Source organism: Methylobacterium sp. Leaf108, from assembly GCF_001423265.1.
GTDB lineage: Bacteria > Pseudomonadota > Alphaproteobacteria > Rhizobiales > Beijerinckiaceae > Methylobacterium.
Genome location: NZ_LMND01000002.1, coordinates 86,940 through 103,286 on the forward strand (window position 1 = coordinate 86,940; position 16,347 = coordinate 103,286).

At 65.4% G+C, this 16,347-nt stretch carries 10 protein-coding genes; 1 reads left to right on the forward strand and 9 read right to left on the reverse strand.

Going from position 1 to position 16,347, the window contains the following annotated elements; all coding sequences use genetic code 11:
- Positions 1-64 precede the first annotated feature (64 nt).
- The 9 genes from ASF39_RS04085 to ASF39_RS04125 all read right to left on the reverse strand — a co-directional run bounded on the left by ASF39_RS04085 (position 65) and on the right by ASF39_RS04125 (position 15,089).
- A complete protein-coding gene (locus ASF39_RS04085) occupies positions 65-808 on the reverse strand; it encodes a hypothetical protein (RefSeq protein WP_056281246.1) in 744 nt (247 codons plus the stop codon).
- An 8-nt stretch (positions 809-816) separates the two neighbouring features.
- Positions 817-2,961 (reverse strand): hypothetical protein, encoded by a 2,145-nt coding sequence (locus ASF39_RS04090; RefSeq protein ID WP_056281248.1) that lies wholly within the window; start codon positions 2,959-2,961, stop codon positions 817-819.
- Complete coding sequence (locus ASF39_RS04095) at positions 2,961-3,821, reverse strand: hypothetical protein (protein WP_056281250.1); 861 nt, start codon at positions 3,819-3,821, stop codon at positions 2,961-2,963. The genes ASF39_RS04090 and ASF39_RS04095 overlap by 1 nt, the downstream gene beginning before the upstream one ends.
- A 3-nt stretch (positions 3,822-3,824) precedes the next feature.
- Positions 3,825-5,354 (reverse strand): hypothetical protein, encoded by a 1,530-nt coding sequence (locus tag ASF39_RS04100; RefSeq protein WP_056281251.1) that lies wholly within the window; start codon positions 5,352-5,354, stop codon positions 3,825-3,827.
- Positions 5,355-5,357: 3 nt separating this feature from the next.
- Entirely contained in the window at positions 5,358-11,312 is a 5,955-nt protein-coding gene (locus ASF39_RS04105; protein ID WP_210168651.1) for an EF-hand domain-containing protein, read from the reverse strand.
- A gap of 1,284 nt (positions 11,313-12,596) precedes the next feature.
- Positions 12,597-13,130 (reverse strand): hypothetical protein, encoded by a 534-nt coding sequence (locus ASF39_RS20995; protein WP_156648337.1) that lies wholly within the window; start codon positions 13,128-13,130, stop codon positions 12,597-12,599.
- Between the two features lie 157 nt (positions 13,131-13,287).
- The gene (locus ASF39_RS04115) at positions 13,288-13,797 is read right to left on the reverse strand and encodes a hypothetical protein (RefSeq protein ID WP_156648339.1); all 510 of its coding nucleotides are present in this window, start codon (positions 13,795-13,797) and stop codon (positions 13,288-13,290) included.
- On the reverse strand, positions 13,794-14,483 hold the full coding sequence (locus ASF39_RS04120) for a hypothetical protein (RefSeq protein ID WP_156648341.1): 690 nt from the start codon (positions 14,481-14,483) through the stop codon (positions 13,794-13,796). The genes ASF39_RS04115 and ASF39_RS04120 overlap by 4 nt, the downstream gene beginning before the upstream one ends.
- Before the next feature lie 147 nt (positions 14,484-14,630).
- Positions 14,631-15,089, reverse strand: coding sequence for a hypothetical protein (locus tag ASF39_RS04125; RefSeq protein ID WP_156648342.1), 459 nt, complete (start codon positions 15,087-15,089; stop codon positions 14,631-14,633).
- Positions 15,090-15,717: 628 nt separating this feature from the next.
- On the opposite strand from ASF39_RS04125, the gene ASF39_RS21000 reads away from it, so the two are divergent.
- Complete coding sequence (locus ASF39_RS21000; protein ID WP_156648344.1) at positions 15,718-16,215, forward strand: hypothetical protein; 498 nt, start codon at positions 15,718-15,720, stop codon at positions 16,213-16,215.
- The last annotated feature ends 132 nt before the right edge of the window (positions 16,216-16,347 follow it).

A 16,347-nucleotide genomic window follows, 5' to 3' on the forward strand; every position in this document is an offset into this window, starting at 1 on the left:
GATGTCGGTGGTGGTCGTGGCTCGGGCCGGGTGGCGCTGCGAGCGGGGCGTCAGGTCGTGCGGATCACATCCCGCGTTGGTTCAGGTAGCCTTCGAGGGTCGCCAGGGAGGCGGCGTTGCCGGCGGCGAGGAGGTCGCCGTTGTACCAGAATTCCAGTGCCTGCCGGCCGCCCATCGCCAGGATCGCTCCCCCCATCTCGAACTTGTTGATGACCGTTCCCGACGGCTTGGTCGCTGTTGGGGTGCCGACGACGAGAGTGTTGCCGACCTTGATCTTCGGCGAGTAGTCGACGCCGAGGCTGGCAATGACGCGGATCCATTGACCCGCCACGATGGTCGCGCCGACGAAGTTGTCGCCATAGATCAGCCGCAGCGAATTTCCTGCAGTCTGGATATGCGCTCGGTTGGGCGTGTTGTTGAATTGGCCACAGATCTGTTGCGACCCTGTGAGGTCGTCGAGCTTGAACACCGCGACCCACGTGAAGACGGAGAGCGGATCGAAAACTTCGCCTTGGGCCGTGTAAGAGGCGACATCCGCCTTCGCGAACTGCAAGACGTTGCGCCGCAGTGTGTCGTCGTAGACCAGCGTTGCCCGCTTGGCCGCCGTCGCCTGCACCATCGGCGCGGCGCCCGTCTTCCAGTTGTTGATCTGCGAGGCCTTGCCGTCGACGAGGGTGAGGCCGGACAGATCGTCGATGTTCCAGCCGCCGCGGAACAGCGGGTTTCCGGTGATGAGGGTCCGATAATCGGGGATCGTGAGCAGCCCGCGATTGGTCGGAAAGATGGTCGGGACTCGGGTGTACGCCATGGCAACCTCTACACGGTGATGGTGGAGCGATAGGCGCAGAGCCAAGTGTCGACGGTCAGGCCCGGCCAGTAGAGCGAGGCCGGCCCGACGCGCTTGACGTTGCCCCAGGCGCCGGAATGCGTGCCGGCCGGAATGTCGAGGCGGCCGTAGAAGGCGTAGGACACCTCGACCACCGTGCCGGCGGCCGGCATCGTCACCGGGATCACCCGCACGAGGTTGCCCGTCAGGGTGACGCTCGCGATCGGGATAGGGACGCCGTTGACCCGGAGCTGAAAGCCCTTGTTCGCCGCTTCCTCGATCTCGGTGGTGTCGAAGGCGAGCGCGCCGAAGGTTGGCGGCGTCGTGATCGCGAACGTGAAGCCGCCGTTCTCGCCCGAGACAGCGCTGACGCGGGCGCAGTCCCAGGTCAGACCACGGTTGAGCACCAGGTCGCGCACGTAGCCTTCAAGCTCGCCGACCCGCCCGATGCCATAGTCGGTGTGATGGATCTCGTCGCGGAACGGATACGGGTAGCGCGGGCCGATCAGGTGGACGCGCGCGGCGTTCTCGACGGCGAACCGGACCTGATCGAGATAGGAGAGCTGCGCCTGCCCTTGGTTGATAGACGCGGCGGTCTGGTCGGTAAAGAAATGGAGGAGGTCGCCGCCGGGGCCGTTGAGGGCGAGCGCGTCGTAGGCCGCCACCATCTCGGTCAGCGACTGGAAGTAGTTCTCGTTGTTCGAGTCCGGCGCGCCGGCGTGGGTCCAGTTGATATTGCGGAACCACGGCGTCTTGCCGTAGCGCGCTGCCTGGACGCGAGCCGCTGCAATCATATTGAGACCCTGCTGCCAGGGGTCAGTGCCGGGCTTGAGCTGATCCCAACGGTAGCCGGGATAGGCGTGGCAGAACTCGAGGATCGGCGAGAGGTGCCGGTTGTTGCGCCGGCCGAACTTGATCTCGGACTGCGTCGAGACGTAGCCGATGTTCGAACCGAGCGAGTTCTGGATGCCGATCAGATCGACGATCGCCTGCGTCTGGAACGCCGCGCCGATGGTCTGGATGGCGCCCTGGTCGCGGGCGAGGGTCAAGGCAATACGCGGCTCACCGGCCGCGTAGAACGCCTTCGTCGGATCGATCGGGATGGTGTCGGCCCGCCACGACTGGCCGTAGCTGATGCTGATCGCCAGCCGCGAGGCCGTGTCGAGGAAGTTCGGCCCGCCGACCCGGTCCGTCCGGACGAGGTAGGGCATCGCCGGCCCGTCGGGGGTCGCCTTGTAGCGAAGGAACTGCCCGTCCCGCAGCACGTCGTAGACGGTGCCCTGCGCGCCGGCGGCAATCGCGGTGGTCGCCGGCAGGGTGGCCTCGCGCTGGGATGCAAGCCAGCTCGCTGGATCCAGAACGCACCAGGTCAGGCCGCCATCGGCGATAGCGAAGGGCGCGGTTCCGTTGGCGTCCCATATCGCATAGGAGAACCCGGAGTCGGACGGCGCCGCGACGACCCGCCAGTCGCGCAAGACGATGTCGCCCTCGGTGCCTACCGCCAAAGGGATCTGCCCAAGCGGGTCGCGGGCCGCCACCCAGGAGTAGCCCGGCACGTCGTCGTAGCGGCCCAGGATCTCTGACAGGTAGCGGAGGACGTCTTCAGCCGTGGCCTTGGTAAGCGGCACGCCTTGGGTGCGGACGTTGAGGCCTGGGACGGTGGTGTCGTCCTTCTTGACCCACGACCCTGTGCCCGATGTGCCGCTCTTCGTGTAATAGCCGGCGCCGAGACCGGTGAAGACCTCGCCGATGGCGCCGTCTGGATAATTGAGCGACGAGCCGAGCCCGCTTCCGACGACACCGCCAACATCCTCGAAGGTGTTTTTTCCGACACGCCCCCCGCCGACGGCGTTCTGCGCGGCGGCTTGCGCGGCCTGGGCCGCCGCCACCGCGGTGGTCAGAGCGCCGGACGAGCCGTAGGCGGTAAGCGCCTGCCCGACGACCGTGGCGACGTCGCTGGACAGGCTGCTGACGGCGGCGCCCGCCAGCGCGATATCCGCCAATGCCCGGATGAAGTTCGGCCGGTGCCCACCATTGGCGAGGCCGCCGGGATTGCCGTCGGGGTCGTAGGCCGCGTTGTTGTAGAGGCTCAGGAGGCGCGTCAAAGCCGCCTGCTGCTCGGGGGTCGGAGCCATTACAGGGATTCCTCGACGACGAAGGATGTGGAGATGGCGGGGGAGGACAGGCGGCGCAGGCTCGGCGCCTGGCGGATGGTCCCGATCATCGCCTCGCGCTGGTAGCCATCAAGGTCGTCCGGCGAGGGAACGACGACGACCTGGTTGTGCCGGCCGGCCCGCGTGGCGATGCGGAAGACGTCGCGGAAGGCGGTGTCGCGGAGGTACGGGAAGCCGAACGAAAACACGCGGCGCACAGCGCGCGGGTTGAAGAACTTGGTGCCGCCGCGGCCCTCTTCCTCGTCGGTCAGATACTCGAACGACAGGCCGTTATCGTCCGGCGCGTAGTTCATGTCCGGCGACCACGCCCTGCCGATGAACAGCCGCCCGATCTCGATGAAGCCGGCCGGGTTGAGGACGTCGTTGATCTCGAAGCGCCAGTACCGCGCGCCGATCAACTCGGGCGGGATGTGGAAGAACGTGATGCCCTTCATGAGGTCGTCGGCGCCGCGCACGACGCCGGTCCAGAAGGCGTTGTCCTCCCACTCCAGCGACAGCGACTGCTCGATGGCGCCGGGAAAGCCGAGGGTGCCGCTGTCGTAGAGGACGGTGGTCAGGCTGGATTCGCGGTAGGCCCGGATCCTGATCGTGGCTCCGGTGGTCGCGTTGACGGGCCCGAGCGCCAGGCCGCCGACCACTTCCTGCGCCGATAGCGTGGCGACGAACTGTGTCTGTGAGGCCGACACGCCCGTCGACCGCGCCAACTCGGCGAGGTAGGGCGTCGCCAGCCGGCTGAGGTCCATGGACGGACGCCAAGCGCCCCCCGAGAACGTCGCGGCATCCGCAAAATTCTCGTAGAGCAGCACGAGGTTGCGAGCCAAAGGCTACCCCCAAAGGTCGAGTTGCACGCGGTTGGCGCTGGCGTCGTCGACCCGGCCCGTCACGACGAAGAGGCCGCCGGTCGGCAGGTGGCGCGGGAGCGTCAGGCAGACGGTCTCCCCGAGCTCCACCCCGATGGCGAAGCGGCTGTCGACCCGGATCCGCCAGAGCGCCCGCTTGGGCCCGAACAGGGCGAGCAGGCGGTTCGCCTCGGCCTGGGCCTCGACGAGGTTCGCCAGCCCGGTCTCGACAGTCAGGACGCGGGCCGTCAGCCACCGGGCCTGCGTGGCCGGGTTCTCGGCGGCCGCCTCGCGCCACGCCTGGGCGTTCGCGGCGCGACGCGCGGCCGATACCGCACCGACAAGATCGCCCTCGCCTTGGACGACGCCGAGCGGCTTGTAGCGCACCACCACTCGCCACGTCGGGATGCCGGTGTCGTCCGAGCCGGTGGCGAGCCGCTCGACATCGCCGCGCAGCTGCCAGTTGGCTAATGAGGCCACCGGCATCGTCGTGGGCCCGGTGAACCGGCCGACCTGATAGAGGCCTTGGGCGGTCGTGATGATCCAGGCCCCGACGCCTCGGAGCACTTGGCCGATGGCGGTCATGACCGTCACGTCGCCCTGCACACGGATTCCGTTGATGGCCGGCGCTGCAGCGTGGAGCGCGTCGAACGAGGCGGCGTCGATGGAGTCGGCCGGAACGCCGGTGTCGCCAAGCATGGCCTGTACGATGCGGGCGGTGCTGCGGTTGGTCGGGGCCGCACCGGCGACGACATCGGCCGTGACGGCCCGCGCCGGCGAACCGCCGAGGCGGATCAGCCCGAGCGCCAGGCAGGTCCGGTAGGATCCGGCGGGGATCGTTGCCGCGGTCAGGGCCGCGACCGTCGCCGAGTCGCCGGAGTTGGTCAGCGCCAGCCCGCCGTCGTAGGCAATGACCGATGCCACCGGGCGATCCGACACCTGATAGATCAGCTCGAACGGGTTCACGTTGGTTGGAGCGATGTTCCAAACCACGCCATAGACGCGCGGCTTGAGGGTCGCCGCGAGGTCGCTGGTGCCCTCGGCACCCTGTCCCGCCGCGTTGGTCGTCCCGGCATAGGCGGTCGTCAGCAGCGGCCGATCCAGGTCGATCAGCGGGTCGTAGAGCCTGAGCCGGATCGTGCGGAACACGTCGGTGACGTCGACGCTCTCGATCCGGCCCCGGACCAAGACAGTCGCGGTCGCGTAGGCGCCGCCGGGCTCGACCGCCTTGACCACGCACGGGCGGCCGTCGAAGGCATAGTCGGCCCAGGCGTCGAGCATGCCGTCGGCGTTGATGACGACGATCTCGCCGAAGCCGATCTCGGGCGTGCCCTGGCCGGCGCCGCCCCCCTGGAACAGGGCTCGCTCGAACGAGGCCGACACCTTTAGCCGCGGCGAGAAGTGCTTGTCGGCCGGCGTGTCGGTCGGACCGGTGTTGTACCGGTCCGATGCGGCATAGAGGGAGACCACCCCGGACCCGTCATGGGCCTGGAGTTCGACGGTGTAGATCGTCATCGGCTACCCCGTCTTGCGGAGCTGCTGACGCGAGGCCGTGCGGTTGCCATCCTCGACGGCCGCCGTCGTGCCCTTCACCGCGCCGATGGTCTGCAAGTGGCCCGCCTCGGCGATGTCGTTGCCGTCGCGCTGCTCGGCCCGCAGCGCTGCGACCTCCTCCCGAAGCGCCCGGATCTCGGCGATGAGGGCGGCGTTGTTGCTGCCCCCGCCGACCGGCATCGGCAGCGACATCGGGACCGGCATGGCGACCGCCGGCAGGTCAAAACCACGGTTGTCGTTCATGGCGTTGAGCGTCGAGACCCCGATGCGCCGGGTCGCCTCGGCCGTCAGCACGAACTCGCCATTGGAGAGGCGGGACTGAATGCTGTCGGAGGTGCCGGTGCCGGGCCCGGTCACGAGCCCGCCCGAGGCGTAGGCGACCGATCCGAAGTTGTTGTTCTTTACGGCGATGACGGTGTTCGCCGTGTTGTAGACGATCTTGTTGAGCGCCGTGACCATGTTGTTCTGCAACGGTGTGCCGTTCAGGAATACGGGGTCGGTGCGGAACTGATTGTTGAGCGCGATCAGCTGATCCTTCTGCGTGCCGGCCATCGTGTTCATCGCGCGAAGGGTTGCCTCCTGCGACGTGGTGAGGGTCTTGATCGCGTCGAGGAACGTGGACTGCTGCGTGCCGATCGTCTCCAGGCTTTTCAGGAGCACGCTCTGGGCGTCGAGAATGGCCTTCTGCTGGTTGGCGATGGTGTTGGCGCTCTCGCTAGCGGTCTTGGTCGCTTCGGTCTGCACCTCGATCCCGGCGGCGCGGGCGCGGACGAGTTCGAGCTTGTCGAGCTGCCCGTCGCCGTTCGCGTCGATCGCGTCGAAGATCCGGCGGGCGTCGGCCTGCTCTTTTACCGTGGCCAGGTGCCCGATAGCGAAGGTCAGTTCGTTGTAGTCGAGCTGCCCGTTCACGCTGGTGTCGAGCTTGTCGAAGTTGGCCGTCAGGGCGGTCGCCAGGGCCGCCGGGCTGTTGGCCTCGATCGCCGTCTTCAGGACGGTGCGCAGCAGTTCGAGCGCGCTGAGCATCCCGTCGCTGTTCTCGTCGATCGACTTGAACAGGGCTTCGGCCGCATCCTGCTCAGCCTTCGTCGCCAGGGGCCCGAGCCCGGCGGTGAACTCGGCGTAGTCGAGCAGGCCGTTGACCGATGTGTCGAGCTTGGTGAAGTTCGTGTTGAGCGCGGTTGCGATGAGCGCCGGGCTGTTCGCGGCGAGCGCCGTGAGGAGCTGACCGCGCATCAGTTCGGTCTTGGTCAGCAGGCCGTCGCCGTTGGTGTCGATGGCCTTGAACAGCAGCTCGGCCGCGTCCTGCTCCGCCTTCGTCGCCAGCGGCCCCAGCCCGGCCTTGAACTCGGCCACGTCGAGCAGCCCGTCGAGCGTGGTGTCGAGGGCGTCGAAGTTGATGGTCAGGGCGTCGGAGATCAGCGTGGGCGAGTTCGCCTCAATCGCCGCTTTGAGGGTCGCCTTCGACGCGTCGATGGCGTTGACGATGAACTGCTCGGCCGAGACCTGCTTAGGCAGCGCGGTCAGCTGCGTCTTCACGGCGTTGAGCACGCCCTGATAGCCGGCCGATGAACCATAGTAATCCCGCGCCGCGTCGAGCAGGTCACTCGCGTTGCCGGTGATCCCGTCGAGGTCGTCCCGGTTGCCCGTCTTCGCGCCGGTGAGCCGGGCGCTATAGGTCGACTGCGCCGCTGCGAGACGGGCGGCCGGCGATAATGTGCTGTTCGGGCCGGCGGACAGGCCGTCGACGAAGTCGCGGATCGACCGGGCGAACGTGTCGTAGGCCGACTTCGCCTGCTCCATCGTCTGCCGGGTCGATTCCGCTGCGGCCTGGTTGTAATCGCGCACGATCTTGAGGCGCTCGGCGAGCTGCGCGGCCTCAAGGTCGGCAATGGCCTCGCCGCCGGCCTTGACCTCTTCCTCGCGCTCACGACGCGCCTGACGGTCATAGGCCGCAAGCTGCCCCTCCAGCGTGGAGGCGTCGTTGCCGGCGGCGAACAGCCGATCCTGAAACCCGAGCGCACGGGTGGCCGCCGCAGCCTTGGCCGCCGCCGTGTCGAGGGCGGCTGAGAACTCCACGACCTTGCCCTGCAGCGTCGGAAAGCGGGTCACGAGGTCGTCGAACGCCGCGCCGGTCAGCTCGGCCTCGTCCACGATCTTCTGGCCGGCGGCGCGCAGATAGGCCTCGACCTGGCCGGCATCGCCCCCGACGAGGGCACGGTCGGCACTCAGGGTCGCGATCTCTTTCAGGAGGTCAGAGGCTTCGTTGAGGTAGCCCTTGCCGGTGGCCTCGTTGAGCTTCGTCGCGACATCGCGGTCGAAGGCTACCCGCAGCGCGTCCATCGCCTTGGCGGTGCGCTCGCGGATCGCAGTCGCGGCGTCGTCAGCCGACATGCCGAGGTCCCGCAACACCTGGCCGAGGCCGGTCGCGGTCCCCTGGATGCGCTGCATCTCGCCTTCGACGGTGGACACGGCCTTCGCGGTGTCGAGACTCGCCAGGGCGGCCTCGCGCGCCGCGGCCTGGGCGCGCTGCAGCGTGGCCGGGTCGGCCGTCGTGTAGGTCCCGACATCCTTGACGAAGCCCTTCAAGCTCTCGCCGAGGGCCGCCACGGCGTCGACCGCCTGCGTGAACGGACCGCCGACGCCGAAGCCGCGGTTCATCTCGCCGGTCGTGCCATCAATGCTGCGCACGAAGATCGCGGCCAGCCGGGCGTGGTAGGCCTCGAAGTCCCGGATGATGGAGTCGGCGCGCGCCTGGTCCCCGCCCTTCGATGCGGTCACGGCAGCCGAGCGCGCCTGCTCCTGAGCCGCATCGACCATGCCGCCGACCCGGCCTGTAGCCTCGCCGCGGAAGGTTCGCTCGATCGCAGCGATCTGCGATTTCGCCTGCTCGTACTCGTCGGCGTACTGCTTTAACTGTGCCTGGATCGCCTTTTTCCTCTCGGCCTTGGCCTTGCTGCTGCTGCTCATGCCACCAGCGAGACCCGCGACCCCTCCAACGAGCGCGCCAACCGGGCCAGCGACCGCAAAGCCGGCAAGCGCGCCGCCTGCCGCTCCGATCAATGGGGACTGCGACTGGTATCCGATCGAAGCCCCAGCCAACCCTGACGACAAGGCGCCACCGAGCGCGGACGACGCGAAGCCGCCGGACCGCGCGCTGCCACCCGATGTTGCTCCCGCGCGCGGCTTGGTCAGCTCCTCCCACCCAGCGGAGAAGCCCTTCTCGGAGCCGATCTCAATGGCCTTGCCGAGGCGGTCGAAGTTGAACGACGACCCGCCGGAGCCCGACCCGTTCGCCCCTCCCTCGAACAGGGGCTTCAACAGGCTCTGCTCGATGCCCCTCGTGCCCACGCGGGCGAACCCCTTGGTGAAGCTGTCGAAGAAACCGCTCATGCCTTTGCCGGCATTCGAGAACATGTCGTCGAAAACGCCGCTGAACGCGCGCGTCATCTCTTTCGAGAGATCGTCTGTCTTGGTCTTCACGGTCTCAAGCTCTTTACCATCAAGGTTGAGCTTGATCCTAGCCTCCATAGACGGAATATATTCGGGGTTCGTCTTGGATAGTTGATCGCGGTATTGGTCCAGCTCCTTCTGCAGCGCCTCACCCTGCTTGCGTAGGGCGTCGGCCGGGTTGGTAACCTTGTAGGCCTCTGCCGCCTTGTCGCGGAACGTCTCGAACTCGCGAGCGGCATCCTTGGCCGCCTTACCGGCGGCTTTCGCGCCTTTCTCAGCGTCGTCGTTGCGCGCAGTGGCCTGGACCTGCTTGTAAGCAGCGTCCATCTCACCAAGTCGCTTGGTTCGCTCGACCTCAAGCGCACCTCGGGCTTCTGGCGACGCCCTGTCGATCTGGACCTGATAGTAGTCGGCAGCCTTCTGCCGAGCCTCGGCAAAACGATCACCGGCCCGCGCCAGGTTTTGCCCGAGAGCGTCTAGCTTACCGATCTCCGCATCGCGGATGTAGCTGGCAATGGGCTTTTCGGCCTCGCCGCGCAGGGCCTTGATCGAGGTTGCGGCCTCGTCGTTGAGCTTGGTGATCCGCGTCTGCGCCTCGGCGTCACCGATCTTCCCGGCGGCAAACTCGTCGCGAATGGACTTGGTGCCTTCGAGGACGGTTTTGTTGACGTCTCCGATCTTGCCCATCAGCGAGAGCGTGCCGGACAGCGCCGGGTTGGCGGCCTGGATCGCGTTCAGTGCATCGGCAAAGCCCCTGGCCTTGATCGCGGCGTTGTCGAGGGCGGCGCCCGTCGCCTGCGCCGCACCGGCCGTGCCGAGCAGCCCACGCGCTGCGTTTTCGGCGGCATTGAACATGGCCTGGAGACCATCGGAGACGTAGCCGGCTGCGGGCGGGATGCGCCCGACGTCGGAGTTGATCTGGTCGACAGCGCTCGACATCGTCCGGCTGAGACGGTCGATCTCGGACTGCAAGCCGTCGACCTGCTCGCGCAGGTTGGCGACGATGTCCGACTGCCCACGGCTTTCCGCCCTCGGGATCGAGACGTCCTGGATCGACTTGGCGCGGGCCTGAAGCCCCTCGATCACGCGCAGGGTCGCCGTGTCGCCACCGGACAGACTGTCGGCAATGGCCGTCGTCACGTCACGAACGGGCTTGAGGATCGAGAGCCACACGTCCTTGAGGCCCAGCGCGGCCTTCGAAAAATCGAAGGTTGTCTCCATCGCTTGACCGATCTCGCGCTTCACCGACTCGATCTCGCGGGCGAGGGCGACGGCGCGCGTCACGTCATCCTGGCGCAGCACCTCCCGGCCGCTCGCCTTGTCGAGGTCCGCGACGATCTGGGCGACGCTCGTTTCGCCCCGGCGGAGGCGGTCCGTGAAGTCCGGGCCGAACACCGCATCACCGATCTTGAGAGCCGCGAGGCGCTGGCCGCTGGCCTCCAGGTCGCTCATGCCGGCGAGCGCCAGGCGAATACGCTCCTCCGTGGTCTTGGCCAGCTCGGCCTGTTCCTTGACCCGCGACGAGAGGCCGGTCGCCCCGCCTGCCTCGACGTCGGCAAAGGCTTTGGACAGGCCATTACTCTCGCCGAACTTTTCGCGCGTGAAAGCCGAGGCCCGCTGGATCGCGGCGTTGATCGCATCGACCTCCAACCCGAGCGCGGCACCGACGCCCGTGAACTGCTTGAGGAAGGGGCCGGACACGTCGAGCTGTTCGGCGCGCTTGCCCAGGGCGATCAGCTTGTCGAGGTCGTCTCCGGCCTTGCGGATGGCAGCCGAGCCGACATCGAACGCCGCGAAGGCAAGCGCGATCGGGCCGAGCAAGGGGGAGACGACGCCCAGGGCTCGCCCCAGGAGGCCCGTCCTTGAGATGAGCGACGTCGCGCCATCGGCGAACCGGCCCAGGCCAGAGGCGGCGGTCGTCGCCGCAACCTCGGCGACACCGAGCCCGCGCGATGCAAGGTTGGCGGCCGTGACCACGCTTCGGCCCATCGCCTGGTTGTCGTTCGCATACCGCGCTGTCGCCTGCGACGCAGACCCGAGAGAGGTCGCCGCCGAAGTGGCCAAACCGGCAAGCGCCCGCGCCGAGGCTGTTGCACCGGCGGCGACCAGCAACGGATGCTCAATGGCCAGCTTACCGGCCGCCCGTAGAACGCTCTCCTCGCGTCGCGAGGCAGATTCGCGCTCGGCAGCGGCGTTTTGGGCTGCAACAGCCGCCTGGACAGCAGAGCGGGCCGTCGCGTCGTTCGCCGCCGCCATAGCCTGCTGCTGCTGGATCGCCGCCTCGGTGCGCCGCTGGAAGTTGGCCTGCGCCTCGGCCAAGGTTCGCACCCGGCGCTCGACGCGCTCGTTCGAGGCGGCCGCGGCATCGCCGGCCTTGGCCAACCCGCCCTGCGCCTTAGCGAGGCCATCGGTCTTGGCGCGCGTCTCCTCCACGCCCTGCGTCGAATAGACGAAGCGCGTTTCGTTCACGGTGAGGGAGTTGATGGCGACCATGAAGTCTCCACGCGAAAGCGCTGCGCGAGAGGCGGCGTCGTTTCAACGGAGGGTACGTGTAGGATCGGGCGCCGAATCAGAGAGTGGGGCGAGCCGATGCGTGTTGAATGCCCGCGGTGCGGGGCCGTGGCGTCCTGGCGCTACAAGGGCAGCGGCCGTGAGATCACGATGCCCGAGCGCATGGCGGTCCGGTGTCCGGTCGTCAGAGAGCGCGCTCAGCAACAGGGTGGAACGTCGGACCAGTCGTGTCCCGATCTAGAAGCTGCACTGCGCGGATCCTACGAGCGCGACCAGTTGCGAAGGTGACCATTGGTTGGTGAAGCCAATAGCCGCCATCGTCGTCCACCATCTCGCGGGTGACCTGATCGCCCGGCATCTCCTCGACGAGGAAGGCAGACCTCTGCTCCGGCAGGTACGGGGCGTGCTCTGCCGTCAGGATGTGATGCTCGCGCTCAAGGTGCTTCCGGCGGGCGGCTCGGACCGCGAGGAGAAGCCCGGCCGCAACGCTCCCGGCTACCCCGAAGAACCAAACGCGACCGCTCATCTGGCTCTCCGAAAGTTGCACCAACCCGCCCCATCGCGCCATGGTGCGCGCCGATTACGGGGAGGGAGTGGGAATGGTTCGGTGGGTGGCGACCGTAGCAATGTGTGGGGCGGCAGCTTGTGCGAGCGCCCAAGCAACCGAGACTAGAGTTGTTAAAGAGCAATCGGCGGTTTCTGGATGCCAGCGCCTGGACCAAGTTAGGGGGTCTTCCCTTATGGGCGGACTATTTGCCAGCGCGGCATATGATAGTGCGCTTAATGAAATGAAGACCAAAACAAGTGCTCTTGGTGGAAATTACCTTTTGCTTCTTGACCTATCGTCTGGAATGGCGGGAGCAAATGGTTTTGGTGAAGCATATTATTGTGGAAAACAAGAAAATACTCAGCGATCTCCGAAAATCAAAACACCTTAAAAGTAGAGCTAGAGAAGCGGCTATTGCAGCCGCTTCTCTGTAACTCTGCTGGTGGCGCCTCACCATGCCTGGACGGGGCTTGACGCGCCTCGCCTCGCCTAGCCTGCCTAACCGATGGGTGACACACCGTAACCCGCCTTGCCTTTCCTGCCTCGACACGCCTCTCCTCTCGGAGCCTTGCGATGCCGTGCCATGCCTGCCTCGCCAATCCTCGACTGGCCTTGCCACACCGTACCTAGCCGTACCTGCCCTGCCTTGATCCTCGCCAGACCTGAACGGGCCGTCCGGTCTCCGCGCCGCTGCGCTATCTAAACAACAGGCCGCCGATTGCTAAGGCCCCACCAATACCAAGTCCGCCCCACGCTATTCTTACAGCGCGCCACATCCATAGCGCATTCGTTTCCAAGATTTTTTTGTTGAATTTTATGCGATCGCCAAGATTTATAATGAATTCGGCCAGTGCATCTTCGTAGGTGATCCGATTGGATAAATCATCTTTCCAGTCTTTTGGTGCTCCGCCAACATAGTGAAAGTCAACAGGTTTGGCGGTCTCTACAGCAGCCCCCATGGCGAGCGCAAAACTTGTCGCGGTGCCGATGCACACCCAGCCCAGAAACGGCCGAACGGGCGTTCCAAGCAGAAGCGCCGCCCCGCCTCCGGCCACCACGACGGCCGCAGCCGCCATGAGGCTTACGAACGACATGGCACGCTGATCAGCTGCAATGCCCGACTGCAACTGGGCGGCGAGAAAAGCCTCCGCTTGCCGTTTGATCTCTTCCTTGATCTGTATGTCGGCGCCGGCGAGATCCGACGGCTTAAGGGGCTCGATCGTGGACATTCATACTCATCCCAAGCAGACCGAGACTGGCAAGAAAAGCGACGGAGGCAACCAGGGTCAGAAAAGTGAAATCCGCAAGGATAGGGAAACAAGCAAGCCCCAAGGGAGAAAAGCGTCCAAGCCGACGTCGAAGCCCTCGGGCGGCAAGAAGAAGTAGCTACCGCTTCGGGCCTTTAGGCAACCGTTTTGCGACCTCATCGGCGGCTTCGAACAGGGCGCTGAACTCCTTCAGATCCTTGTATCGCTGCCTCCACGCCTGAAGCTCGTTCCAAGCCCGCGTCAGCACCATCTGACGTGTCTTGGCCTGAGACATGGCGTGCCCTGTCTCCCGGTAGTGCGGCGCGCCCTTCTCCGGGATGTGGACGTAGGCCTTCATCCGCTGTGCCGGCCTGTCCGGCTGGACGTAGATCGCCACCACGGCCCGGATCAGGCCCCGTGCCTGCTGAAGCCGGTAAGCCTCGGCAGCAGCGGTATCGCTCCACTCGAAGTAGGCGTGGAGCGGGCTGTTGTTGTGCCGGGCATCGTCGAGGATATCCTGCGGGGTCAGTTCGCCTTTGCACCTCTCCCGCAGCAGTTCGATGTGGGCGCCAACAGCGTTGGCATCACTGGGAGCGCCGGGCTGGAAGCGGGCACCCTCCGAAAACTCGAAGCCGGCGATCTGCATCACGCGGCCTTTCGTGCGGGCTCGAGGTCGGCGGTGATCCGTTCGATCTCACCCTCCGTAGCCACGTGGAACATGCCGTACTGGCCGTCCTTCTCCGGCCGCCACTCGCCGACGCCGGTTGAGAACCCGGCGGTGTTGAAGAGGTTCATGATCTGCTCGGGAGAGAGCAAGCCCGCGTTGAACCGGACCAGTACCTTGGCGAACCAGGGCGAGAACTCGGCGCGGTAACGGAGGTCGGCCGTACCCATGCCGACGCGGACCATGTCCTCCCGCATCCTGGGCGCGCCGCCTTCAATCCTCACGAGGTTCTGGCGCATCTTCACGCCCTCGAACGCGCCCTCGACGTCGATGTCCTCGCCGAGGACGTGGAATGCCCGCCGGGCCGCAGCCTTGGTGATGCCGGACACCGACATGGCCGCCTCGACCGCCGCAGCCTTCAGACCAACGCTCGGGAACCCGTAGCCACCGTCCTCCATACGGTACATCGAGTCTTCGAAGTCCTTTTTGGGGTCCTTCGCCTCGCGTCCGGCCTTTGCCTTCTTCATCTGCTTCTGAAGCATCTCGCGCTTGGCCTTCACAGACCATGCGTGAACGATGAGCGGCGAGTCGCCGACGATCGTCACCTCCATCAGCTGAACGTCCAGGCGCGGGATTTCGAGCGCCGTCGTCTCTTTCTTCGCCATTGCCATGATAGGTCTCCTCGGCGCCGGCCCGCCAGGGCCCGGAACGCGCACGGGTGGTCGACATGCGACCGCCAGCGCCGAGGAAGCTCGGAACTTCAGGTCGCGCTCTACCGGCCCTGGCGGGGCCGGAACTTGGTGCTGGTTAAGCGGCGCTCAGCGGCGCCAGTCGCACCCGACTGCGCTCAGAACGAGCGCGGCACGGGTCGAAGCCGGAGGCTCGTCTCGGCCGTGGAAACGAACCCCGCCGTTGGCGAACGGGATCATGTCGAACTGCTCCCAGCCAGCGATCTCGCTCGCGAAAGGCTTCGACAGCCGGTAGCCGACGTCGGAGTTGCCGTGACGCTCCCATTGGAGCCACCGGCGCTCGTACTCCAGCCACGCATCGTAGCTGTCGAGGAGGTCATCGGTGATGGGCGAGGCGACCGCGCTCGGCGCACCGATAAGTGCCACGCTGCCGCCGACGAGAGAGAGCGAAAGAAGCCCGCGGAGGAAACCGCGCCGCGGTGGGGCGGGCTCGTTGTGCATCGCCGCTATGGCGCGAGTTACAGGACCTGTTTGCGTTTTGCGCGAATGCAAGCGATCCGCGCCCATGATAATGGGGCTGGTAGCCATGAACTGCACTCCCGGTGCGGTTGGTGGTTAGGGCCGGATCGAAGGTTGCACCCTTCCGTCCGGCCTGTTTTTGTGATACCCAGGAATTATGCTGATGTCAATTCCTGATACCCATAAAAAGAGAGGGCGTCCCGCTACGGGGGTCACCCCTCATCAGGGTGTCCGAATGCCGGCGGACCTTGTCGATGCCATTGATGAATGGCGCCTAGCTCAGGCTGAGCCCCCGGCTCGTGCCGAGGCAATTCGCTACATCCTCCGCGACTGGCTCACCGGCCAAGGCCTTCTTCCTCACCGTGAAGACCCTGAGGGAGCGAACTGATGGCGACGGATGAAACTAGACGTCAACTTGCATACACACACATATCATTTGATGATCTTTCGCGGTTTTTTTTAGATCGCAAGGTCGTTGCTGCTTGCGAATTATGCGGGTCTAATGATTGGTCGACCCATGATAACACCGATGGAAGCGTTCCTTCGCTTATATACACAAGTAAATATTTTGGTGATGAAAGTACGCGTAATGTATCTACTATATATATGATGTCATGTTTAAATTGTGCAAATATGAGATTATTTAATAGAGAAATTATTTCTAGGTGGATTAAAAATAATCCAAGGACCATGCCGGATGAATAATGTCGTCAAATTCTCGGGCAACGAAGGCGCTCTTACCACAGGGACAGATCGCAACGCCGCGCATAGCCCTACATCAAACGGTGGAGGCGACGGAGGTGGTCAAATGGATGACATTGCTCGTCGCGTAGCTGCCCTGGAGAAGGGCTTCGAGAAAATGGACGGTAAAATCGACAGGCTCACCGAGTTAGTGAACTCGTTCGGCCTGAAGTCAGCTGAGCGCTTAGGTGCAATCGAAGGGCGCCTGACCGGCATGGAAGCTAAGCTCGATTCGAAAGCATCCTCTGCCGAAGTGCGGGAGCTTGCCGGCAAGGTCTCTTCAATCCCGAACGTGTGGCAAACGCTTGCGATCATGGGCGGGCTTCTCGCTGGCGTTGCGGGACTGGCCTTCGCCCTCACCAAGTTCGCTGAGCCAAGCAGAGCGGTGATGCCCGCGCCCGCTGTGTCGTCGTCTACGCTGCCTACGCCAACGCCCCCGTCAGCCAAACCCTAACTGCTGATCCTTAGTCGAGACGCCTTCGCGACGGACGGATTGCCGGCCGCAACACCGCTCTTGACTTTCCTACTACGCTCCCTCATATTGCGGACATGGCCGAGGGGTTGTCCCCGGCCGGATTGAGGGAAT